This is a genomic window from Vibrio sp. 99-8-1, from assembly GCF_013114595.1.
In the GTDB taxonomy this organism is placed as follows: domain Bacteria; phylum Pseudomonadota; class Gammaproteobacteria; order Enterobacterales; family Vibrionaceae; genus Vibrio.
This window is the reverse complement of sequence record NZ_VTXE01000047.1, coordinates 16,224-38,203: the sequence shown is the minus strand read 5'-3', so window position 1 is coordinate 38,203 and position 21,980 is coordinate 16,224. Positions and strand designations below refer to the sequence as shown.

At 41.3% G+C, this 21,980-nt stretch carries 24 protein-coding genes and 1 pseudogene; 8 read left to right on the top strand and 17 right to left on the bottom strand.

Annotated elements, in window-relative coordinates; translation table 11 throughout:
* Positions 1 to 138: 138 nt before the first annotated feature.
* Entirely contained in the window at positions 139 to 2,568 is a 2,430-nt protein-coding gene (gene plsB, locus F0227_RS19885) for a glycerol-3-phosphate 1-O-acyltransferase PlsB (protein ID WP_171754998.1), read from the top strand.
* Positions 2,569 to 2,717: 149 nt separating this feature from the next.
* Here the strand turns inward: plsB and ubiA are convergent, their stop codons facing one another.
* Positions 2,718 to 3,572: a 4-hydroxybenzoate octaprenyltransferase gene (gene ubiA / locus F0227_RS19880; protein WP_171754997.1), complete on the bottom strand. Its 855-nt coding sequence runs from the start codon at positions 3,570 to 3,572 to the stop codon at positions 2,718 to 2,720.
* The gene (locus F0227_RS19875; protein ID WP_171754996.1) at positions 3,573 to 4,112 is read right to left on the bottom strand and encodes a chorismate lyase; all 540 of its coding nucleotides are present in this window, start codon (positions 4,110 to 4,112) and stop codon (positions 3,573 to 3,575) included.
* A 127-nt stretch (positions 4,113 to 4,239) separates the two neighbouring features.
* Between F0227_RS19875 and F0227_RS19870 the strand changes: the two genes are divergently transcribed.
* Positions 4,240 to 4,653 (top strand): flagellar basal body-associated protein FliL, encoded by a 414-nt coding sequence (locus F0227_RS19870; protein WP_171754995.1) that lies wholly within the window; start codon positions 4,240 to 4,242, stop codon positions 4,651 to 4,653.
* 20 nt (positions 4,654 to 4,673) lie between these two features.
* Here F0227_RS19870 and glpG read toward each other — a convergent pair whose 3' ends face one another.
* The 6 genes and pseudogenes from glpG to ftsY form a co-directional block, all read right to left on the bottom strand.
* Positions 4,674 to 5,501, bottom strand: coding sequence for a rhomboid family intramembrane serine protease GlpG (glpG, locus tag F0227_RS19865; protein WP_171754994.1), 828 nt, complete (start codon positions 5,499 to 5,501; stop codon positions 4,674 to 4,676).
* Positions 5,502 to 5,822: a thiosulfate sulfurtransferase GlpE gene (glpE, locus tag F0227_RS19860; RefSeq protein WP_171754993.1), complete on the bottom strand. Its 321-nt coding sequence runs from the start codon at positions 5,820 to 5,822 to the stop codon at positions 5,502 to 5,504. It lies immediately after the preceding gene.
* Positions 5,823 to 6,213: 391 nt separating this feature from the next.
* Positions 6,214 to 7,071: an RNA polymerase sigma factor RpoH gene (gene rpoH, locus F0227_RS19855; protein ID WP_171754992.1), complete on the bottom strand. Its 858-nt coding sequence runs from the start codon at positions 7,069 to 7,071 to the stop codon at positions 6,214 to 6,216.
* A 175-nt stretch (positions 7,072 to 7,246) separates the two neighbouring features.
* Positions 7,247 to 8,191: a permease-like cell division protein FtsX gene (gene ftsX, locus F0227_RS19850; protein WP_171754991.1), complete on the bottom strand. Its 945-nt coding sequence runs from the start codon at positions 8,189 to 8,191 to the stop codon at positions 7,247 to 7,249.
* On the bottom strand, positions 8,181 to 8,855 hold the full coding sequence (gene ftsE, locus F0227_RS19845; RefSeq protein ID WP_171754990.1) for a cell division ATP-binding protein FtsE: 675 nt from the start codon (positions 8,853 to 8,855) through the stop codon (positions 8,181 to 8,183). Before ftsE ends, ftsX begins: the two co-directional genes overlap by 11 nt.
* Positions 8,856 to 8,901: 46 nt before the next feature.
* Positions 8,902 to 10,343 (bottom strand): annotated as a pseudogene (gene ftsY / locus F0227_RS19840) (signal recognition particle-docking protein FtsY).
* A 180-nt stretch (positions 10,344 to 10,523) separates the two neighbouring features.
* Between ftsY and rsmD the strand changes: the two are divergent.
* Together rsmD and F0227_RS19830 are read left to right on the top strand one after the other, a co-directional pair.
* Positions 10,524 to 11,123: a 16S rRNA (guanine(966)-N(2))-methyltransferase RsmD gene (gene rsmD / locus F0227_RS19835; RefSeq protein ID WP_171754989.1), complete on the top strand. Its 600-nt coding sequence runs from the start codon at positions 10,524 to 10,526 to the stop codon at positions 11,121 to 11,123.
* A complete protein-coding gene (locus tag F0227_RS19830) occupies positions 11,120 to 11,386 on the top strand; it encodes a DUF1145 domain-containing protein (protein ID WP_171754988.1) in 267 nt (88 codons plus the stop codon). The genes rsmD and F0227_RS19830 overlap by 4 nt, the downstream gene beginning before the upstream one ends.
* A gap of 28 nt (positions 11,387 to 11,414) precedes the next feature.
* Here F0227_RS19830 and F0227_RS19825 read toward each other — a convergent pair whose 3' ends face one another.
* The 9 genes from F0227_RS19825 to F0227_RS19785 all read right to left on the bottom strand — a co-directional run bounded on the left by F0227_RS19825 (position 11,415) and on the right by F0227_RS19785 (position 18,117).
* Positions 11,415 to 11,999 (bottom strand): YhgN family NAAT transporter, encoded by a 585-nt coding sequence (locus F0227_RS19825; RefSeq protein WP_171754987.1) that lies wholly within the window; start codon positions 11,997 to 11,999, stop codon positions 11,415 to 11,417.
* Positions 12,000 to 12,069: 70 nt separating this feature from the next.
* Positions 12,070 to 12,306 (bottom strand): YecH family metal-binding protein, encoded by a 237-nt coding sequence (locus F0227_RS19820; protein ID WP_171754986.1) that lies wholly within the window; start codon positions 12,304 to 12,306, stop codon positions 12,070 to 12,072.
* Between the two features lie 159 nt (positions 12,307 to 12,465).
* A complete protein-coding gene (locus F0227_RS19815; RefSeq protein WP_171754985.1) occupies positions 12,466 to 13,089 on the bottom strand; it encodes a lysoplasmalogenase in 624 nt (207 codons plus the stop codon).
* A gap of 207 nt (positions 13,090 to 13,296) precedes the next feature.
* Positions 13,297 to 13,662 carry a DUF4145 domain-containing protein gene (locus F0227_RS19810; protein WP_171754984.1) on the bottom strand — a complete coding sequence of 122 codons (366 nt, stop codon included), beginning with the start codon at positions 13,660 to 13,662 and terminating at the stop codon, positions 13,297 to 13,299.
* Positions 13,663 to 13,784: 122 nt separating this feature from the next.
* Positions 13,785 to 14,801, bottom strand: coding sequence for an acyltransferase family protein (locus F0227_RS19805; RefSeq protein ID WP_171754983.1), 1,017 nt, complete (start codon positions 14,799 to 14,801; stop codon positions 13,785 to 13,787).
* A 131-nt stretch (positions 14,802 to 14,932) separates the two neighbouring features.
* Complete coding sequence (gene arsJ / locus F0227_RS19800; RefSeq protein WP_171754982.1) at positions 14,933 to 16,159, bottom strand: organoarsenical effux MFS transporter ArsJ; 1,227 nt, start codon at positions 16,157 to 16,159, stop codon at positions 14,933 to 14,935.
* A gap of 56 nt (positions 16,160 to 16,215) precedes the next feature.
* The gene (locus F0227_RS19795; RefSeq protein WP_171754981.1) at positions 16,216 to 16,719 is read right to left on the bottom strand and encodes a cyclin-dependent kinase inhibitor 3 family protein; all 504 of its coding nucleotides are present in this window, start codon (positions 16,717 to 16,719) and stop codon (positions 16,216 to 16,218) included.
* Positions 16,720 to 16,730: 11 nt separating this feature from the next.
* Complete coding sequence (locus tag F0227_RS19790) at positions 16,731 to 17,732, bottom strand: ArsJ-associated glyceraldehyde-3-phosphate dehydrogenase (RefSeq protein WP_171754980.1); 1,002 nt, start codon at positions 17,730 to 17,732, stop codon at positions 16,731 to 16,733.
* A gap of 46 nt (positions 17,733 to 17,778) precedes the next feature.
* Positions 17,779 to 18,117, bottom strand: coding sequence for a metalloregulator ArsR/SmtB family transcription factor (locus F0227_RS19785; RefSeq protein WP_171754979.1), 339 nt, complete (start codon positions 18,115 to 18,117; stop codon positions 17,779 to 17,781).
* Between the two features lie 201 nt (positions 18,118 to 18,318).
* On the opposite strand from F0227_RS19785, the gene F0227_RS19780 reads away from it, so the two are divergent.
* The 4 genes from F0227_RS19780 (at position 18,319) to F0227_RS19765 (ending at position 21,945) form a co-directional block, all read left to right on the top strand.
* Entirely contained in the window at positions 18,319 to 19,257 is a 939-nt protein-coding gene (locus tag F0227_RS19780) for an alpha/beta fold hydrolase (protein WP_253822139.1), read from the top strand.
* Between the two features lie 74 nt (positions 19,258 to 19,331).
* Positions 19,332 to 20,150 (top strand): Cof-type HAD-IIB family hydrolase, encoded by an 819-nt coding sequence (locus tag F0227_RS19775; RefSeq protein ID WP_171754977.1) that lies wholly within the window; start codon positions 19,332 to 19,334, stop codon positions 20,148 to 20,150.
* Between the two features lie 129 nt (positions 20,151 to 20,279).
* Positions 20,280 to 21,320, top strand: coding sequence for a hypothetical protein (locus tag F0227_RS19770; protein WP_171754976.1), 1,041 nt, complete (start codon positions 20,280 to 20,282; stop codon positions 21,318 to 21,320).
* Positions 21,313 to 21,945, top strand: coding sequence for a DTW domain-containing protein (locus F0227_RS19765; protein WP_171754975.1), 633 nt, complete (start codon positions 21,313 to 21,315; stop codon positions 21,943 to 21,945). Before F0227_RS19770 ends, F0227_RS19765 begins: the two co-directional genes overlap by 8 nt.
* Positions 21,946 to 21,980 lie beyond the last annotated feature (35 nt).

Here is a 21,980-nt window from a genome sequence, read left to right as displayed (position 1 = left end):
TGCTATTTTCTAATAAAAGGTTAGACCAGTTTCTGATATCCTTGCAGCGCAAAAAAGCTTGCTATAAAACGCAATCTCTAGAAACCCCTATAGTAAGTGAACCATCGGCATACTGAATATACTTGAGGCGAAAAGCACATGTCTTCTGAACGAATCATTCCCCGTTCGCTATTGAAACTTCCTCTTTCTGTTTTTGTAAAGAGTACCGTGATCCCATCACAGCCTATTAACGACTTAAAGATAGATATCAATAAGCCGATCGTTTATGCACTTCCGTTTCGTTCCAATATGGATTTATTTACTTTAAGAAGAAAAGCACTGGAACTTGGCTTGCCCGATCCTCTATCTCCTCTGGAGATTAACGGCAAACAGATGGGACGTTACGTCAATATCATTTCTCGCCCACGCGTACTGCGAAACGATAAACATGTGCCTAGCGCTTCTATCGAGCTGTTTAGTGAACTGCTCGCGATGCATGATGAAGACCCAGATTTGGATGTTCAACTGATCCCAATTACGGTGATGTGGGGACGGAAACCAGGTAAGGAAGAAGATTTACGCCCCTATCTCAAAGCGATGAACGCACCACAAAAAGCGATGTCACTGTTGCTAGCAGGTCGCGACTGTATGGTTCGTTTTAGCCCAGTAGTGTCATTGCGGTACATGGCAGATTCTCACGGAACGGACAAATCCATTGCTCACAAGTTAGCACGAGTCGCCAGAATTCATTTCTCTAGACAGAGAATGGCGGCGTCTGGCCCTAACTTGCCAGTTAGAGGTCAACTATTTGATCGCTTACTAAATTCAGAAGTGATACGAAATGCGATTGCCGATGAGGCCGCAAGTAAAAACATTAGTCTTGAAAAAGCACAAAAAGAAGCTCACTCCATTATTGATGAAATAGCCGCCAACTTCTCTTATTCCCTAGTAAAAAAAGGCGACAAGATTCTAGGCTGGTTATGGAACAAACTCTACCAGGGTCTAAATATTAGTAATGCAGCAACGGTGCGAAGGTTAGCTCAAGACGGTCACGAGATCGTCTATGTTCCTTGCCATCGTAGCCATATGGACTATTTACTACTCTCTTATGTGTTGTATAACGAAGGAATGGTCACTCCGCATATTGCAGCAGGTATCAACTTAAACTTTTTCCCTGCTGGCTTTATTTTCCGTCGAGGTGGTGCATTCTTCATTCGTCGCAGCTTTAAAGGTAACCGACTCTACTCAACTATCTTTCGTGAGTATCTTGCCGAACTGTTTAGTAAAGGCTATTCCGTTGAGTATTTTAGTGAAGGTGGCCGTTCGCGTACTGGGCGTTTACTGCAGGCTAAAACCGGCATGCTCGCTATGACCATTCAAGCCATGTTAAGAGGCCTAGATAGACCTGTAACACTGGTACCGGTTTATATCGGTTACGAACATGTCATGGAAGTTTCAACCTATGCGAAAGAGCTTCGAGGTAAAAGAAAAGAGAAAGAGAATGCTGGCCAAGTGATAAAAACGCTTCGTAAGCTGCGTAATTTTGGCCAAGGTTATGTCAACTTTGGTGAACCGATTCCTTTGAATCAATACCTCAATGACCACGCACCCGAATGGACAAAAGATATTGATCCATTAAATGCGCCACGACCTGAGTGGATGACACCTGTAGTTAATCAACTTGCGGTTAAGATGATGACTCATATTAACAATGCTGCTGCTACAAACGCACTTACCCTTTGCGCGACAGCACTGTTAGCTTCTAGACAACGGGCTTTAGCAAAAGACACCTTGGTATCGCAAATTGATTCTTACTTATCACTGCTTAAAAATGTCCCTTACTCTGATACAACTACACTGCCAGAGAAGAGTCCAGAAGAGCTGGTAAAACACGCGCTCACGTTAGATAAGTTTGTGGTTGAGTCCGACACCATGGGGGATATTATCTCTCTAGATCGTCAACAATCAATTTTAATGACTTACTACCGTAATAATATTATTCACCTGTTTGCCCTCCCTTCACTCATTGCACAATTAATTGTTCAGAATGAAAGCTTATCGGTTGATGAGATTAAAACATCAGTAACACAATTATATCCATTCCTTAAGAAAGAACTGTTTTTGCGTTACGACACTGAACAAGTGACTGAAGTCGTTGAGTCCATTATTGAAGAGTTAGCTAGACAACAGTTAATCATCGCAAAAGATGGCCAAGTCACACTTAACGACCTGAACATTCAATCGCTAATGTTGTTAGGTAGAACAATTACCGAAACACTGCAACGTTACGCCATTGCCATTAATCTTCTCGGCTCCAATCCCGATTTAGATAAGTCTCAGCTAGAGAAGAAAAGTCAGGAAGTTGCCCAGCGCCTAGGTAGGCTGCACGGTATCAACGCCCCTGAATTTTTTGATAAAGGGGTATTTAGTTTCTTGTTCAATACCTTAAAAGAAGAGAAGTATATTGATATAAGTGGTAAGTGTTGCGTTGAAAAAACGCAATCACTGGCAGATATGCTTTCTAATCTGGTTTCTACTGAGGTAAAACTAACCATTCAAGAAAGTCTTTACCAAGAAAATGAAGAGTGATGGCATGTACTGAGGAGCTCTGCTCCAATTAGCCGTAATTTATCGTCGCACATAGAAAACAAAAAGGTTCTGAATATCAGAACCTTTTTGTTTATATAAACGTGTGAACGAGACTATTTAGCCGCAACTCGAGATAAATGAACAAAGCACTAGAACGTACTCACCAATAAGCTGGCCGCCATAACCAAACCAACCTGGTTATTATTAAGAAAAGCTTTAAAGCAGTTATCTCGTTCTCTTTGTCTAATTAAGAATTGCTGATACACAAACAACCCTGCAGATACCAACACTCCCCAATAGAATGCTTGGCCGAGCTGTAACCACATACCTAAGCAGATAAAGAGAATTAAGGTAATAAGTTGCAATAAACCGATGATCATTTTATCAAAACGACCAAATAGAATGGCAGTAGACTTTAACCCCACCACCACATCATCATCTCGATCCACCATCGCGTACTGAGTATCGTAAGCTACCGTCCAGATGGCATTGATAATAAAGAGCAACCACACCTGAGGAGGCAATTCATTGGCTTGAGCCGCCCATGCCATTGGAATCGCCCAACTAAACGCCAAACCAAGAAACAGCTGAGGTAAATGGGTAAACCGCTTCATAAAGGGGTAGATAAAAGCGAGAACAATACCAATGAAAGAGAGCTTAATCGTCAAAGCATTCATGGTGAGTACAAGCAGAAAGGAGATAACCGCCAATAAGACAAACAGGATAATCGCTTCTATTGGCGTCACAGCACCAGAAGGTAGTGGTCGAAACTGCGTGCGTTTTACATGACCATCAAAATCTCGATCAGCAAAATCGTTAATGACACACCCTGCAGAGCGCATCAATACAACGCCCATAACGAACACCACCAATACATCCCAGTTTGGTAATCCGTTGGCAGCTATAATAAGAGACCACAATGTTGGCCACAACAGTAGCAAAGACCCTATTGGTTTATCCATTCTCATTAATAACCAATAAGATCGTGCCTTGGCAAAGCTCATCTATACTTTCTCCTTTGAATAGATGGGGGCATGAGGCAAAAACAGTTCCGCCACTAACATCGGTTTATCGTTCATCCATAATCTCGATCGTCTTGCAATCAGTTTACCAGAAGGGGTATCAACCCAGCCGACCTGTAATGCATCTCTAGAAACATTATCAACACTAAAAACCGTCAACCCTAAAGGTATATCACCCTGTTCTGCTAAATCATAAGGTTGCTTATCCAGTGAGCTGGCAGGAATGAGAGTTCTACCGACAACCCACTCTTCTTCATCACCAAACAAAACCACTTCGCGAAGCAGACATTGATCATCTGACAGCAGTGTTTTCTCACTCTCAGATATAGATTTAGCGGGAATCATAATGTTGTTTAATAAATTAACGGTGAGTTTTTCACATTTTTTTTCTAAACGACGAGACAAAGATCCCTTTTCAAGCAACCAAGGTAGCGAAACTTTATCAGAGGGTTCAAACTGGTTAATATCTTGCCAATCAATTTTTCCGAGAGCAGCAATGTAAAGCGAAATCAGCTCATTCATAGTTGTTTTTATTAATTAATGCTTGGGTTTTAGTAAAAGAAGCCGCAAAATACGATCATACCTTTGCGCTACATTGTAGCAGAACAAAGGGATTCGATAATCGGAATAAAAATAAAGAATCATAAATATGCTGACACGTTACCTCGTACTATTCATTTTTGCCTGCAGTTCACTGTTTTCTCTCTCCGCTTTAGCGGAAGAAGAAGCTGACCAAGGGCCTACTTTTGCCTATTATACGCTTGAACCAGATATGACGACCAATATTTATACTAAGGGAAAAGTCCTTAGTTATCTTCAAGTTCGTATTGATCTGATGGTTGCGGATAACAGTTATATTGCTGATCTGGAAGCTCATGATCCTCTTATTAGAGACACGATTGTTGAGATCATTGGAAAACAGTCAGCAGATCAGGTCAAAACCCTTGCTGGAAGGGAAGAGCTTCGTAAAACTCTATTAGATGAACTCAATAGTCTATTATTGGTGGAGACTGGACGAACGCTTATTGCCGATCTACTTTTTACCAAGTACTTATACCAGTAACTGCATTCGACAGCCAGTTATCACGACGATTTTTGGCTGTCTAACCATCCTAGTACTACACCGGATAACAAACCCACCAAATGCGCGGTATTGGCAATCGCCATATAAGGTTGAACGTAGCCCAATACCAACCAAACCAGCATAAAGACGACGATTGGTTTCGGTACGGCCAATCCTTTTTGCGGTGCACGACTGCCTAAAAGCCAAGTGTATCCAAGCAAGGCGTATACTACACCAGATAACCCACCAAAATTAGCATCCTCGACCCAATACTGGCCTGCTCCAGACAATGCGGCAGAAACCAAAAATATCTGCAATAGCTTTAGTGTTCCAAGCCGTTTTTCAATATCGCCACCAAGCTGCCACCACCAAAGAAGGTTAAAGGCAATGTGCATCACTGAGAAATGAAGTAATGCGTGAGAAACCCAGCGCCAAAGTTGCCATTTCTGACTGTCGTATGCAGGAAAATGAAGAGAAGAAAATATCGCTTGAGCCAAGCCTATCTGTTGCGCAATGAACAATACAATAGCAACCGTCATTAGCAGTAATGTTAACGGGCCAGCTTTCGCTTTTATCATATTCAACATACTGGGTGTATGATAAGAAAACTTACGGGTACGACTATCGGCCATCTCCCAAGATGCCGCTAGGTACTTCCTGTCTGCTGGATTTTGCAGAAACTGTTTCAGTTCAGACTCAGCTTCAAGTTGAAACTGATCCTCTTTGAGCCAAAGTGCAACTTTGCCTCCTTCTTCCGGCATCATATCAATATCAATATGTCGTGACGCCATATAATCTATGAACGCTTGAGCAACCCTAGGGTTATCAATCACCAATAACTTAAGCATTTACCCTCTCTCTGTTGGAAGACCTGCCATATGCCATGCAGAAAAGCCACCAATCACACTATACACGTCTTCGTATCCTTGATTCACCAAGTATTCTGCTGCACCTTGGCTGCTGACACCGTGATAACACATCACAAGTACCGGCTGTTGGTAATCAATTTCATTCATAAACTCAACGATATTGTCGTTAGTAAGATGACGGGCCGACGCAGCATGGGATGTGGCGAAAGAACCCATATCTCTAATATCAACCATGACAGCATTATCTTCATTCAATAGCTGCTGTGCTCCCTTTGAGTCTATTTGCTTGAAACTACTCATGCCTTATCCTTTTTAATGGTCAAAATGTTATATGCAAAATGGCAAAATGTATGTTCACCATTTTATCCACTTACTGATCAATAAATCATCATCTGTGGATAAATTTGTGGATTGCGTTGATAAAGTGTTTTTGATATCAAAGATCCACAATATGTAGTAATGATCTTTCTTTATCTGTGAGTATGTCCATAATTATCCCCAATGGAATAATGGCTCTTAAACCAGTCTATACTACAGTTCCCTACAGCTCGTTGAACATTTTCCCACAGAGTTATACACAGATTGAAATGACATTTGATCTCAATTTATGATCATTTTCAACCCTAGTTATTGGGTATAAAAAAACCGAGATCAATCGATCTCGGTTTTTTATAAATACATTCGTTGGAGTTTAGAACTCACCTACAGCCAATTTCAATTTCTTCATGGCATTTTTCTCTAACTGGCGAATTCGTTCTGCTGAAACATCATAAGTTTCAGCTAACTCTTGCAACGTTGACTTGGTATCTGTCAACCAACGAGAACGTACAATATGCTGGCTACGTTCATCTAACGTTGCCAAAGCGTGGCTCAAACGGTTATTTGTATGAGCTTCCCAGTTGTCTGCTTCAATATTATCAGCCACATCGGAATGCTTGTCTTCCAAATACAACACAGGCGCAGCATAACCGGCACTTGAATCGTCATCTTCCGTTGGCATTTCAAACGTCGCATCCTGAGCGGCTAAGCGAGATTCCATCTCTCGAACTTCCGATGGCTCAACTCCCAACTCTCTAGCAACAGTTTCAACTTCACTATTATTAAACCAACCTAAACGTTTCTTAGATTTACGTAGGTTGAAAAATAGTTTCCGTTGAGCTTTGGTGGTGGCAATTTTTACAATGCGCCAGTTTCTCAATACATATTCATGTATTTCTGCTTTAATCCAATGCACTGCGAACGAAACCAGTCGAACACCAACTTCCGGGTTAAAGCGTTTTACCGCTTTCATTAATCCAATATTACCTTCCTGAACAAGGTCAGCCATTGGCAATCCATAACCGGAATAACCACGTGCAACATGAACAACAAATCGAAGATGAGAAAGAATAAGACCTTTCGCCGCTTCAATTTCACCTTTGTAATGTAATCGTTCGGCCAGCTCACGCTCTTCATCAGCAGTTAGCATTGGGTAGCTGTTTGCTGAACGAATATAGCTATCTAAGCTATCTTGTGAAACTAAAGCCATTTGATACGGTTGCTTTGCCATTCAATTCCTCAATAATCTTACCAAGAGTAATATTTTACTTCTAAACCCATCAATATTGAACCTAATCAAAGAAAGTTTCAATAAGGGGATGCTAATTATCCATAGATATTTCAGCTTAACAAGGCCGAAAGTGAATATCTTATATGGATAACACCATCTTTATGACAAATTACGGTTAAACTGGTTCAATTTCTCTTAAATGTTTACGTGCAGACAATTTAGCGGCAATAAAACCAAGAAAAGTGCCTAGCATGAGTAGCAACAAAGATTCATCCCAATTTAATCCCATCAAGCGGAATTGGCTGTCATACAGTAATGCCAAGTCTTCCACAGCACCATTTAACAAAACAGTGATAACCGCCGTTAACACCCATGCACATAAAGCACCAATTGAGCCAAACCACATACCAGAGTAGAGATACGGACGTAAGATGAAGCTGTCAGTCGCACCTATCAGCTTCATGACTTGAATCTCATCTTTATGCGCTAACACTGTAAACCTAAGGGTATTCCCCACAATCAAGAATACCGATGCCAACATTAATACAGCCAAAGTAATAGCAACCGTGGTCGCCAAATTTTGGATGGCGGTTAATCTCGCTAACCAATCTTCATCCAATCGTACATCGGTAATATCATCTAATTGCTGACTTAACTGAGCGATGTTACGAATATCGCTATTTTGCTCGCTGGCGGGTTGTATAACGAGAACAGCAGGCAGCGCATAGTCACTCAATATAGAAATGGCTTGCTCAAACCCAGAATACTCACTTAAATCATTAAGACCTTGCTGAGAAGAGATATATTGCACACTAGCGACATTTTCCCAGCTTTCCATTTGGTCTTTTATCACCATAACTCGCGCTTCAGAGATACCTTCTGCCACATAAGCACTTACACGAGATGGTGTTGTGACACCTTCAGCAACTTTAGCGATATTCTTACCCACCAAATAGCCGCTAGCAGGTAGAGCCAGCGCCATCGCGATGACCGCTAATGTCAATATGTTACCTAAAGGCCTAAGCCACAAACTTGCCAGCGATGCTTTCGCTTGTCGAAAATGAACTTTAAAAAATCCGTCATGTTCAATAACAGACTTGGCGCGATTTTTATTGGCCATACCCTTCAACCTCGCTCATAAAGCCTTGATTAAGTTCAAACCTGCGATGCTGAGGCCGGCTATTCACTAAGCTAATATCATGAGTCGCGATAATGATAGACACACCTGCGCGATTAAACTCTTCAAATATCTGCATGGTACGATTAGAGAGCTCGGGATCTAAATTTCCTGTTGGTTCATCTGCTAATACGAGTGCAGGTCGGTTAACGACCGCTCTAGCGATACCCACCCTTTGCTGCTCACCACCAGACAATTGGCTTGGCAGACATTTTGCCTTATCGAGCAAGCCAATTTTATCCAGTGCCGCGGATACCCTATGTTTAATGTCTGTCTCTCTTGCCGACTCAATTCTCATAGGTAAGGCGACATTTTCAAAGACAGAACGATCCATTAACAGTCGGTGATCCTGAAAAACGATACCTATGTTTCGCCTTAAAAAAGGAATGTCTTTGCTAGAAATCTTAGTGATGTCATGACCATTAAAATGAATACTTCCGTCAGAGGGACGTTCCATAGCACAAATCAATTTCAGTAAAGTACTTTTTCCGGCACCAGAGTGCCCACCTAAGAAAATCATCTCACTTTTCCTTAGATGAAAATCCACCTTTTGTAGTGCTTGGCGGCCTCCGCGATATGCTTTACTTACTTGTTGAAATCTAATCACCCATCTTTCCTCTGACGTAATCTATAACCTACAGAATTTGACCCAATTACTCTTCTCGGCTAAACAAAGCTTCTATAAAGTCATCTGTATTGAACGGTCTTAAGTCGTCGATACCTTCACCAACACCAATATAGCGAATTGGAATAGTGAACTGATCAGCAATGGCAAAGATAACACCACCTTTTGCTGTGCCATCCAATTTTGTCAACGTAATACCCGTTATAGGAGCCACATCACTAAATAGCTTGGCTTGGCTAATGGCATTTTGGCCTGTTCCGGCATCCAGAGTTAACATGATTTCATGAGGTGCTGAATCGTCAATCTTTTTCATTACACGAACAATTTTTCGCAGCTCTTCCATCAAGTTGCTCTTGTTCTGTAATCGACCTGCTGTATCCGCAATAACAACATCAACACCGCGTGCTTTCGCAGCTTCAATTGCGTCATAAATAACAGATGCGCTATCTGCGCCAGTATGTTGAGCAATAACAGGAACATCATTTCTCTCTCCCCACACTTGCAGCTGTTCAACGGCTGCAGCTCGGAAAGTATCTCCGGCGGCAAGCATTACGGATTTACCTTGAGCTTGGAACTGTTTTGCTAACTTGCCAATGGTCGTCGTTTTACCTACGCCATTAACCCCTACCATCAAAATAACATAAGGGCTCTTTTGAGTATCAACAGTCAACGGTTGATCTACATGAGACAGTATTTCACTCATCTCTTCTTTTAATAGGCCGTATAACGCTTCACCATCTTTAAGATCTCTTCGAGAAGCTTTTTCAGTTAAGTTTGAAATGATTTTTAATGTTGTATCCATACCAACATCGGCAATCAAAAGCTGCTCTTCTAGCTCTTCAAATAGGTCGTCATCTATTTTCTTTCCTTTGAACAAACCAAAGAAACCGGCACCAATATTTTGCTTGGTACGAGATAAGCTGCGTTTAAGACGGGCAAAAAAGCCTTCTGTTGGCTTTTCTTGTTCTACCACTCGCGGAGATGACTCTTCTGACTCTACTCTTCTGACTCTTCTGACTCTTCTGACTCTTCTGACTCTTCTGACTCTTCTGACTCTTCTGACTCTTCTGACTCTTCTGACTCTTCTGACTCTTCTGACTCTAGGGCAGAATGAGCGCCATCTTGCTCAGATGCAACCTCAACCTCTTCATTACTGACAGACGTTTCATTGATATCATCTTCAGAATGCAACTCTTCAACCACCACAGAGGACTCAGACTGATGCTCAATTTCTTGTTCATCAGCCGCTAACTCACTATCTGCTTGTTGTTCGAGTTCGTTATCGCGAGTGCTATCCTGCTGCTGACTCGGTTCTATCTGTTCTAGATCCGTCTGCTTAACTTCGTCCTGCTCAACTTCAACTTGCTCTTGCTGATCCGTTGTTTCATTCTGAGTTGTCTCTTGGTCTTGCTCATCTTTATCACCAAAACCAAGCCATGAAAATAATCCGCGTTTTTTCTTTTCCGTCATCTGGAGAAATCCTAGATTTTACTGCTACTGTTATGAGTCTTAGTTTCAACTCTTGACTCTGCTTCTTGCTCTGTTTCGTTATTGAAACAGAATTAATGCACAAAGTACTGAAATCTTTTGACAATGATTGGTACACTTCGAACTGGTTATAGTATCACTTTATTCGCGGTCAAAAAATCTATGGTAAGACGTCGTCCACAAAACTCTCTCACAAAAAAGGCATCTATCGGCTCTGTTCGTATAATTTCTGGGCTCTGGCGCGGTAGAAAACTTCCCGTGCATAATGCTGAAGGCTTACGCCCCACTACCGATAGAGTAAAAGAAACAGTATTTAACTGGCTTTCACTCGATCTCCCTCACGCAAAATGTCTTGATCTATTTGCGGGCTCTGGAGGTTTAGGCTTTGAGGCCGCGTCAAGGCAAGCAGAGCAAGTTGTCATGCTAGAATTAAACTCCGCAGCGCATCAACAGTTACTCACTAATATTGCCCTATTGAAAACAGATAAAATTACAGCAATACAAACAGATGCTCTACACTATTTAAACCAGCAAGGCACAGCCCATGATATCGTGTTTATCGATCCTCCGTTTAGGCAGGGTCTGCTAGAAGAGACCATACAACGCCTTGAAGAGAATGGATGGCTAAGTGATGAAGCCATGATATACATAGAAACAGAGAAAGAACTTACCTTGCCAGCCATACCCGTTCACTGGAGCTTATACAGAGAAAAGGCCGCAGGACAGGTAAGTTTTAGACTTTATCAAAGGAACAGCAAATGAAAATACTAATTATGTTGGCAAAGATCTCCATTGCCTTTGTGTGGATGGTTCTAATTCTAAATTTATTTATGCCTTTTCCCGGTAAAGCAGCCATCGCTCTTTACATTATGACGGCATTTTTATTTATGATGCATGCGGTGCAAATGCTCATTTTCATCGGAGCTTTTGGCGACAAAATTGAGATCAGTGGATGGGAAAAATGGTCCATATTAATTTTTGGTATTTTTTCGCTGCTTGATATCAGACGAAAACATATGATGTAAAAAAAGCGCATAATAAATGCGCTTCTATCTATCCCATATAATCTTTAATACCGTCTAACAACATTTGCATAGAGATCATTACTAACAATAACCCCATTAAGCGCTCAACGGCTTTTAAGCCTCGTTCCCCCAGTAACTTATGGAAAAAGTTGTAAAACATAAGAACAACGAAACTCGCTCCCCATGCAATCAACAAGGCTGCCGCCCAATCACCTAAGCGGTCGGGCTCTTGGCTGGAAAGTAACAATAGAGAAGCCATGACCGATGGTCCCGCGATCATAGGGATTGCCATAGGAACAATATAGGGCTCTTCACCAGCGGCGAGTCCTGTAACCCCACCCGGTTGAGGAAAAATCATTCTGATCGCAATAATAAACAAAATGACTCCACCAGAGATACTCAAGGTTTCAGGCTGAACATGTAAGAAATTAAGTACTGTCTGACCACCAAATAGAAACGCCATCAATATCACCAAAGCAATACAGAGCTCGCGAACCAATATAATTCGGCGTCTTTTAGGGTCAATATGTTTAAGAATGGAAAGGATAACTGGTAGGTTTCCTAAGGGATCCATAATTAAAAACAGCATGGTTGCTGCTGACAATAATTCCATCGCTATTTACATCTCAACAATTAATGGTGGTATGAATTTAATAATACTCATAAATCCGTGTTGTTAAACATCAATGTGCGCATTTGTTAGCAGCACAAGAAGAGAACTTACCTGCTACGCAGGAAACTTTCTGTTTACTGATAAAGAAATCAAACAGGGTATCAAAGTCTAATCCTTCACTTTGACAAGTATGGAAAAGCACATCTTTACCATACTTTTCAGTAAGGTAAGATTTTAGTTCTTCTCTAGTAAGGGAGTTTTCAGAAAGAATATCGAGAACAGTGTGCCCATGAATTTGCTGTGCCATTAAAACCTCCTAGCATTAAAGCATAGAGAATACAGCGAATAGCACAAAATATCTTCTATTTACGAAAAGATAAGATATTTCAACTCGCGTTTATTTTAAAAATAAATATAAAACGGATATCAGTTAGTAACAAGCCACACTAAAAAGTGTCGACAAGTCTTAAATGATAACGGAAGCAACCATAAATGCGTGGCCAAGGAAAAGCCCAGCGGTAGAAAGTATATCTGCCCGAATGGTTGAACGTCGATAGATGTTGAGCGCCCTAATCAATGTCGCAATAATGAAGACTGAACAAGAAACGCAAGCAAACAAATTATTTGCTGTTGGATCGACTAACCATACTGCGATTGAAGCCCATACCATTTGCACAAGAATAAGCCCCATAACAGATACAGGGAGCACCACTTTATCCAGTCGAGGTAGCAGCATTAATACCACCATTACTGCTGCTGCAAATAAAATAGAGGGTAACCACCAGCTAATTTCTCCGTTAAAGGGCAGCCATAACGCTTTGCTATAACAGAGAAAAGCAATGATGAACATGCTAAAGGCAGCTTTAACTTTTGCTTTAGAGAGCGACCAAAAAAAATCAGCACAAATGGAAAGTAATAAACCGAGGGCAACCCAAACAAATTGTGGCTTTTCACTACCTGATACCACTAGGGTAGCGAATAAAAAAAGAAGCGTGATAGGCTTAGAGATGTAAGACAGTCTTTTATTCTCATGATTGACCGTTGAGATATGAATTAAACCAGACAGTCCGACGATTAGCCAGCTCCACATAGTGCTTCCTCTTTGTTACGAAGGTCGCCAGTGTAGGAAAATAGATATGTTAGTCCAGTAACTAATCGCAATAGTTGGATCTAAGCAGCTAAATTACTGGCTAGCTGAAACCAATTAGATCGAACAAGTAACATGGTTAACATTTAATTAACCATGAGAGCATTGGCTAAAATGTTTTTAACGCATCATCGCATCGATGATGCGTCGTTATAAGTGTGCAGAAAGTTTGTCCCAATGAGCGTAATAAAAACCTAACGCAGCAAGAGTAATTAGTGCCATTAATGACACAGCAATGCACCAAATAAACCGACCAGCTCGTGGGGTTAACTCTTTCTCACAGGCGTCGCACACAGATAAAAACGCCTTTCTATCATCTAAACGAAAATCATCTTCATGCACGATCTTATTTCTTATTGTCGCAATATAACGCAACCGACTAATAACATCATGAGGCAATCTCTCTTCAGTACTGGTAATCAGTTGATGAAGCCCTTTACCTTCAGCATGATATTGAACTCTCAATAGTTTCTCTATCCGACGAGTGCGCTTAACGACTTTTTCAATATCTGACATCGTAATATCCCTCTACACTCAAGTTTCCATTCCATAACTTAAGTATAAGTAAATTCTCATAAATACGGGAACATCTTTACAAAAAATAACAAAAACCGGCTACTCATAGAGAGCACATGCCCCTATGGAAGCAGCCATCGCGTTTTTGATGAGCGTGACAATAACCAGCTGCTCGCTAGAGCTAAACTTCCGCTGACCGCTACCCACAGAGGGATTTCCCATGCCGGATGACCTTGATCCCAACCAAACGCTTTTACTGGCCATAAGAAAAGTGGATGAAGTATATAAATCCCTAAACTATGCTGGCTAATAAAACATACGGCTTTATTAAATTTGTCCGGCAACTGACGGTTGGCAACATATCGGCACAACATAAACAACATTGACGCTATCACAACGGTATTAATCGTTTTGTAAGATAGCCATCTTGCTACGGTGTACTGGCCGGCGTCCAAACTTAGTGAGGTCACCATCGCTATCGTCAATAACCCAGCGACTAACCCAGCCAAAGTGATTAATACCACATTGGCTCTCTTTAATGGCACCTTTTGATACAACAGGTAACCAAGAGGTAAGTAACCACTATAGAGCCACATCTGATTGCTCCAAGGCCCATCAATTTTTGCCAGATACAACACGGTTGTGAACAGCCATAAACCAACGTAGAGCACTAACCAAGACTCATGCTGCTTTTGTACTGCTGCTTGAAAGAAAGGGATAACAAAATAGAGAGGAATAAAGTAATAGAAAAAACCAAGATGGTAATAGGTAGCGGAGGTCGCACTATTTAGTAGAGCACCTTCTACCTCTTGAGCTATAAAGCCTTGCGCAGTCCAACCTGACAAATAAGCATAAAAAAGCGACCAAACCAAGAAAGGCAACAGTACTTTCCCTAAGCGTCGCTTTAAATAATATGGAAGATTAAACTCTCTTCGATCACTCAACATAAGCGCCCCTGTAATCAAAATAAATACAGGGACAGCCCAACGACTTAAACTGTTAACAGAAATTGCGGTAAACCATTCATCAAATGAAATAACACCAAGCTCATGCCGGTATGGCGCTAAAACATGAATAGCTATAACCGCTATCGCAGCAACACAACGTAATAGATCAAAAAAGAAAACACGCTCTTTCATAAATTCACTTAAGCAATAGTACTCGCCTAACTATAACAACTTATGCATATCATTGGTCAGAACCAAGTAAGAAAATAGTCATGCAGCTTATCGTGATAATTAGTGTGTCTCCGCCAAAATAAAAGCACGCGTTATGATCTTACCTCATGAGATGAATGCGAATTAGGCAGATACAAAGAGATAAGAGTAGTAACAAGTAGGAATGCAAAAGAGACCCACAAACACGCCGCTAACCCTGCAATCTGGAACACCCACCCGGACAAAATGGTGCCAATTAATCGACCCATAGCATTCGCCATATAGTAGAAACCGACATCCAAAGAAACCCCATCACCTTTCGCGTAGCTAACAATCAGATATGAATGTAAGGATGAGTTAACAGCAAAAATAGCACCAAATATCAGTAGTCCAACAACGATAGTAAATTCTGCTTGCCAGCCGATTTGTACCCCATACGCAATGGCTGCTGTTACCACCGTAAGTAATGCTGCCCATCGCATCGCCACTGAACCATCAGGTACCTTTCCTTCTGCTTTGCCTGTTATTTTGGGCGCCACCCCCTGAACAACACCATAAGCAATCACCCACGATGCCAAGAACCCGCCGACCCATAGATGATCCCAACCAAAGACTGATCCTAAATAAATAGGCAAGGCCACAACAAACCAGACGTCTCTAGCGCCAAATAGAAACATTCGTGCTGCTGACAAAATATTTATGCTGCTCGATTTGGAAAATATCTGTTTAAACTTTGGTTTGCTTTTCGCTTTCCCTAGGTCTTTTTCTAAACTTATAAGGCTGGCAATAAACACCACGATGAGTACTGCCGCCATTGAGAGAACAGCATACTGAAAGCCGAAATAAGAGAGCAATAAACCGCCGATAAAGAATCCCATTCCTTTAAGGGCGTTTTTCGATCCCGTAAGAATAGCAATCCACTTATATAAAGCGCCCTGCTGCTCATCTGGAACCAAGGTTTTTATGGCACTCTTGGCGCTCATTTTATTAAGATCTTTAGCGATTCCCGACACCGCCTGCGCTGCCATTACCCAAGGAATTGTTAACCATACATTAGGCACAGCAAGCATCATTAAGGCCACAATTTGCATTGCCAAACCAATGTTCATCGTTCGGTTTAAACCGAGCCGAGCCCCTAACCAGCCCCCAATAAGGTTGGTAACAACACCAAAAAACTCATAGAACAGAAAGAGCGAAGCAATGGCAAGGGTGCTATAGCCAAGATCGTGGAAATATAACACCACCAGCATACGAAGCGCGCCATCTGTAATGGTGAAGTTCCAATAGTTAAACGTCACTATCATGTACTGACGAATACTTTTATCGAGATTTGAAAACATTTCTCTACCTAGTTTGTACAGCGATCAAAGCATTTAGATCATCATGATCCAAATGCTCATTTATCTCTTAGGGTCTCAAGATACTCAACCTGAACAGGCTTGGTGTATGCGCCGGGTCTTAATGTTTGAACCTCATTGACTATGGAGTCAATTTCCCACCCTTTTTCTAATAGTAAATGAGCGGCAAGAAGCCCTGTCCGACCAGACCCACCCATACAATGCATAACAACTTTGCCATTGTTGTCCAATATGGCATGTAACTCTGGAGAGACTGCACTCCATTTCGTAGCAAAGTCGCTTTCAGGAGCGCGATCATCTTCAATAGGCAAGTGAAACCACTTCATCGCCAAAGAACGACTAACCTCTTCTAACTGCTGTACATCTTTACTAACCATTTCATCCATTGTCAGTGCCGTTACTATCGCTTCTGCTCCTTGCTCTTTCAACTGCATTAAAGAGTCACGCAACGAAACACCTTTGGTTCCGGGGCAAGGTGTTAAAATAAGGGCCGCTTCATCGTCGGTTTTATTAACCTTTAACTGCCAAATTGGGTGTGTCATATCATTCATCCTTAAGCTAAACCTACATTACGTACCAACTCAGATGTACGAGTTGCATAGCCCATTTCATTGTCATACCAAGCATAGATCTTCACCATTCGCGTTCCTACCACCATAGTTGATTGAGCATCAACAATGGTTGAACGCTGATCACCTTTGTAATCAATGGAAACTAAAGGTCGAGTTTCATAACCCAAAATCCCTTTTAGCTCGCCTTCCGACGCTTCCTTTAATAAAGCGTTAACTTCTTCATGCGTAGTATCTCTTTTCACGTCAAAGATAATGTCTGTCAATGAGGCATTCGCTAATGGAACTCGAACAGCGTGTCCATTGATCTTATCTTTTAGCTCTGGGAATATTTCTACAATGGCAGTCGCCGAACCTGTAGTCGTAGGAATTAAACTGGTGCCGCACGAACGAGCACGACGTAGATCTTTATGAGGGGCATCCAGAATAGTTTGTGTATTAGTCAGGTTGTGAATCGTGGTAAATGATGACTGTTCAATACCAAGTTTCTCATGAATAACTTTTACTACCGGTGCAATACAGTTAGTGGTACAAGATGCCGCCGTCACTATTCGGTGAATACTTGGATCGAAAATATGGTCATTTACACCCACAACGATATTTGCCACACCTTCTTCTTTCACCGGTGCAGAAACAACCACTCGCTTAACACCTTGTTCTAAATATTTATTAAGAATCGCTTTTTTACGATGAACACCTGTCGCTTCGATCACCACATCACAGATAGACCAGTCAACATCGTCAATATCGGACACTTGCGTTGTTTTTATCTTCTGCTGATTAATAACAATATCACTTCCATCCACATTCACTTCATGCTGCCAGCGTCCTTGAATAGAATCAAATTCAAGCAGATGAGCCAATGTCGTTGTGTCTCCAGCAACATCATTTATCATGACAAACTCAATTTCAGGCCAGTCAAACGCTGCACGCATTGCCAAACGTCCAATACGACCAAAACCATTAATACCAACTTTAATAGGCATAATTGTTCCTTTTAATTAGGTTACTATTTGTATAAATTTCATTTAATTAACATACCGACGGTCTGTTCTGCATAGCAGCTAGGCGGTCGATATCTTGCTGATAGGTTTGCTTCAAGCAGTTTGATGCGCTTAAGTTCTCAATAATCTTTCTCATCCAGCCTGGCAATTCATCTGATACTCGGTATTTGATCCACTGACCTTTTCGCTCATCAATGAGCACACCAGACTGTCTCAACTTAGCGAGATGGCGAGATATTTTGGGTTGGCTCTCTTCAAGTGCCTCTGTTAGTTCACATACACACAGCTCTTGCTCTCGGCTAATAAGTAGCATGCACCTTACTCTCGTCTCATCCGACAGTAATTTAAAAAACTCACTTGGGATCATAATACAACTCATACATATGGATATGCGTATATATTAACAACACGATAAGATAGTGCAAGAGCCAATGTGGATTGTAATCAAATATTCATAAACTGGTTGCGCGGTTAAACCGTCTACTCACAAACCATTATCGGTGTTACTCTTACGGGAAATTCAGATATCAAATTGATGCTAATGCAAGAAGAATGGTATTCAAATAAAATGGAAAATCAGGTTGCCAAACTTTGGCAACAGCGAGACGAAGGCTATATCCAAGGCTGCGCTGACAAGCAGCTTTACTGGGTTTCTTTAACAGCACCTCACCACACTAAAGCAGTAATAGTGGTAAATGGGCGGATTGAATCTGCATGGAAATACCAAGAACTGTTTTATGATTTATACCAGAAAGGTTTCGACGTTTATTCGTTTGATCATAGAGGGCAAGGACTTTCTGAGCGTCTTATTGAGAACCCGCAAATGGGCTATGTGGATTACTTCGATGATTACGTAGACGACATGGCATCCGTGTTAGCGAACGTTGACCTGAGTGGTTACCAACAACGTCATATTCTCGCCCACTCAATGGGTGGAGCAGTTGCGACACGCTATCTACAACGTTATTCAACTATCTCATTTAATAGCATAGCCTTAAGTGCTCCCATGTTTGGTGTTGATATAAAATGGTACCTAAGGCCAATCGTCACTTATCTAATCCCTGTGATAGTGACTCTTTATACCAAGCCATTTTATCTCACAGAAAACAGAGATTATTACCCTAAACCGTTTGAAATAAACCCATTAACCTCTAGTTCACTACGTTATCATTGGTTTCGACAATTATATGAAGCCAAACCTGAAATGAAACTTGGGGGGCCGAGTGCTCGATGGATATGGCAAGCACTCTCTGCTGCTAAGCAGTGTACTTTTGAAGCAAAAAAAATCGATATTCCACTATTACTACTCCAAGGTTCACAAGACAAAATCGTCAGCAATAGCGCCCAAGACACATTCATAACGGCTTTAAAAACAACCAATAATGATAGTGAGCTAAAAATTATAGATGGGAGCAAACACGAGATCTTGTTTGAATCAGACACGATTCGAGAGAGCGCCTTGGAACAAGTGTTCGCTTTTTTTGAGGACACTAAAAGAGGAAAGTAATATTTACCCTCTTTTCTACGATTTCTTTCACGTACACTGTGTGCGTCAATTAACTCTCGCTATATGAGGCAATTATGTCCAAAGATTCTCACTCACATTTTACTATTGTTGCATCCGACCTTGATGGCACACTCCTTTCTCCAGACCATCAGTTGAGTGAAGTCAGTAAGCAGACACTTAAAGCTCTGCATCAACAAGGATACCATTTTGTTTTTGCTACAGGTCGTCACCATATCGACGTAGCAAATATGCGCGAACAAGTGGGTATACCTGCTTATATGATTACCTCAAACGGTGCACGAGTTCATGATGTGAACGATCAGCTTATGTACAGTAAAGATATTGAAAGCGATTTGGTGCAGCCTATTCTTGATTTGGTGAAACACGATAGCGATTTACGCATCAACCTTTACCACAATGACCAGTGGTTGATTAACCAAGAAGATAAGCTGCTGAAAGAGTTCCACAAAGAATCAAAATTTAGTTACTCGCTGTTCGATATTGACCATGCACCTGAACAAGGTATCGCTAAAATTTTCCTTATTCATACTGATCACGACCATTTGGCTAAATATGAAACTAAGATAAATGAGAAATTCTCAGAGGTGACTAGTGTGGCGTTCTCTACACCTAACTGCTTAGAAATTATGGGTAAAAGTGTCTCTAAAGGCGCTGCGCTTGATGCTGTGGCACAAACATTAGGCTTCACATTACAACAATGTATCGCCTTTGGTGATGGTATGAACGATGCCGAAATGCTTTCTATGGCAGGAAAAGGCTTGGTCATGGAAACCGCTCACGAAAAAGTAAAACGCGCTCTTCCAAATAATACCGTCATTGGTTCTAACGCCGACAATGCCGTCGCTCACTATCTCAACTCAAACTTACTTTAACCTCACAAAATAGTAGAGAGTCACTTACCGTGGCTTTCTACTCCTTACTTGCTCAGATAGAATAACCATCAACAAGATCATCAAAATACATAGCCATTGCTGGTTGTGGCTAATATAAGGACGACCTTTATGTCTCTGAACATTCGACACCTTGTCGTGACGGCCTGCGTGTTTCTTCAGGCTTGTTCATTATTTCCCTTTACCGAAGAAAAAGAACCGCTTGAAACTCATCCAGCCCCACTGCCGATATCAGAGTTGACCAAACAACAGACAAAGACCGCGCCATTTATGCTTAGAGGAAAGTTAGTTATGAGTCATGATACTCAGACTTTTACTCCTTGTAACAGCAACCAGCAGTACTGGGCGGTATTTAATGACCTTCAGCAAACTCTTATAAATAATTCTATACCAGCATCATCAGAGCCTTTATACGCTGAGCTAGTCGTCACTTTAAGCGAAACGAGCCCATACGGTGTTGATAGAGATTACACCGCAAAACTCAATGTCTCTATGATCAACCTTATTAGTACCGAAAACCCTAATCGCTGCTCAGCTTCTCCACAGTCAACTAGAGCGTTTGGAACGGAACCTTTTTGGTCATTAGCGTTATCCAAAAATCAAGTGACCTATCGCACCCCTGAACAGAGCCGTGTATTTGATCACCTGTCGAGCAGTATAAAAGAGAAGCGTCGCGATTATCAGTTTGAAGATGGTCAACTGACCTTAACGCAATCCGATTGCAATGATGGTATGAGTGATTCGTTATACGGATGGAAATCCAAACTTTCACTAATGAACAACCAACTGAAAGGTTGCGCTACATTAGCAAATGTAGATAACACCGTTAGCTGGGCAGGTGTTTATCAAGCCACTAGCACACAACCACAACCGTTCTCAGTGACCGTTGAGCTTAATGACGATCACAGTGCAAAAACCTATTACCGCTACCAAGACAACCAACCTGAAAGAAGAGAGATGGGATATTGGCAGCAGATAAATCCTGATCAGGTTCAGGTGGTAATGACTTCTCATCAAGGGCAACAACTGATTGCAGAACGTATTTTCACTAGAGAAGAAAACCGTATTTCGACTGATAAAGAAAAAATAAACGGCCATATTTATACCATTGCTAACCAAGGTTTAGTCCTATACAAAACTGACAATGACTAATTCACCTCAACATGGCGACCAACAGTGTCCTCAATGCGGTTTCCGTTATCAATGTGTTTGCCATTTATGGCCATCTATTGATAGCTCATTATCTATTGTGCTCATTTCGCACCCTAATGAACTGGCTAGAAGCACAAATACAGGCAAGTTACTTCAGCACAGCCTAGCAAACTGTCGTACTTTTATCTGGGATAGAAAACAGCCAGATAGTGAGTTACTCGCTTGCTTACATGAGAGTCCTAAAATTCCACTGGTTCTTTTTCCTTCTGATGACAGCATTGAACTAGATAGGGTCATAAGTAAGCACTCACAAACAGATATTTATGATAAATATCTGTTTGTGATACTAGACTCCACTTGGCAAGAAGCCGCTAAAATGATGCGAAAAAGTCCATGGTTAAATAAGCTGGCAAAGGTACATTTAAGCAGTACACAGCTATCCAAATATTCATTAAGACGAAACCAACAGCCAGGTCACTTATGCACTTGTGAGGTGGGAATAGAGTTACTGTCACTATTCCAAGACGATCAAAATGCCAATACACTTTGTGACTTCTTTCAGCATTATCTCTCTGTTTTTAAAGCAGATAAAAGTGGTCATCGCTACCTACCCCCCACTAAGTAACCTCAGCTCGGGATAATTAGCTTTAACTTGAAATT

Excerpts from the sequence above, each read along its gene's own strand:
- plsB (WP_171754998.1), top strand. The coding sequence starts at position 139 with ATGTCTTCTGAACGAATCATTCCCCGTTCGCTATTGAAACTTCCTCTT.
- ubiA (WP_171754997.1), bottom strand. The coding sequence starts at position 3,572 with ATGAGCTTTGCCAAGGCACGATCTTATTGGTTATTAATGAGAATGGAT.
- F0227_RS19875 (WP_171754996.1), bottom strand. The coding sequence starts at position 4,112 with ATGAATGAGCTGATTTCGCTTTACATTGCTGCTCTCGGAAAAATTGAT.
- F0227_RS19870 (WP_171754995.1), top strand. The coding sequence starts at position 4,240 with ATGCTGACACGTTACCTCGTACTATTCATTTTTGCCTGCAGTTCACTG.
- glpG (WP_171754994.1), bottom strand. The coding sequence starts at position 5,501 with ATGCTTAAGTTATTGGTGATTGATAACCCTAGGGTTGCTCAAGCGTTC.
- glpE (WP_171754993.1), bottom strand. The coding sequence starts at position 5,822 with ATGAGTAGTTTCAAGCAAATAGACTCAAAGGGAGCACAGCAGCTATTG.
- rpoH (WP_171754992.1), bottom strand. The coding sequence starts at position 7,071 with ATGGCAAAGCAACCGTATCAAATGGCTTTAGTTTCACAAGATAGCTTA.
- ftsX (WP_171754991.1), bottom strand. The coding sequence starts at position 8,191 with ATGGCCAATAAAAATCGCGCCAAGTCTGTTATTGAACATGACGGATTT.
- rsmD (WP_171754989.1), top strand. The coding sequence starts at position 10,524 with ATGGTAAGACGTCGTCCACAAAACTCTCTCACAAAAAAGGCATCTATC.
- F0227_RS19830 (WP_171754988.1), top strand. The coding sequence starts at position 11,120 with ATGAAAATACTAATTATGTTGGCAAAGATCTCCATTGCCTTTGTGTGG.
- F0227_RS19825 (WP_171754987.1), bottom strand. The coding sequence starts at position 11,999 with ATGGAATTATTGTCAGCAGCAACCATGCTGTTTTTAATTATGGATCCC.
- F0227_RS19820 (WP_171754986.1), bottom strand. The coding sequence starts at position 12,306 with ATGGCACAGCAAATTCATGGGCACACTGTTCTCGATATTCTTTCTGAA.
- F0227_RS19815 (WP_171754985.1), bottom strand. The coding sequence starts at position 13,089 with ATGTGGAGCTGGCTAATCGTCGGACTGTCTGGTTTAATTCATATCTCA.
- F0227_RS19810 (WP_171754984.1), bottom strand. The coding sequence starts at position 13,662 with ATGTCAGATATTGAAAAAGTCGTTAAGCGCACTCGTCGGATAGAGAAA.
- F0227_RS19805 (WP_171754983.1), bottom strand. The coding sequence starts at position 14,801 with ATGAAAGAGCGTGTTTTCTTTTTTGATCTATTACGTTGTGTTGCTGCG.
- arsJ (WP_171754982.1), bottom strand. The coding sequence starts at position 16,159 with ATGTTTTCAAATCTCGATAAAAGTATTCGTCAGTACATGATAGTGACG.
- F0227_RS19795 (WP_171754981.1), bottom strand. The coding sequence starts at position 16,719 with ATGACACACCCAATTTGGCAGTTAAAGGTTAATAAAACCGACGATGAA.
- F0227_RS19790 (WP_171754980.1), bottom strand. The coding sequence starts at position 17,732 with ATGCCTATTAAAGTTGGTATTAATGGTTTTGGTCGTATTGGACGTTTG.
- F0227_RS19785 (WP_171754979.1), bottom strand. The coding sequence starts at position 18,117 with ATGATCCCAAGTGAGTTTTTTAAATTACTGTCGGATGAGACGAGAGTA.
- F0227_RS19780 (WP_253822139.1), top strand. The coding sequence starts at position 18,319 with ATGGAAAATCAGGTTGCCAAACTTTGGCAACAGCGAGACGAAGGCTAT.
- F0227_RS19775 (WP_171754977.1), top strand. The coding sequence starts at position 19,332 with ATGTCCAAAGATTCTCACTCACATTTTACTATTGTTGCATCCGACCTT.
- F0227_RS19770 (WP_171754976.1), top strand. The coding sequence starts at position 20,280 with ATGTCTCTGAACATTCGACACCTTGTCGTGACGGCCTGCGTGTTTCTT.
- F0227_RS19765 (WP_171754975.1), top strand. The coding sequence starts at position 21,313 with ATGACTAATTCACCTCAACATGGCGACCAACAGTGTCCTCAATGCGGT.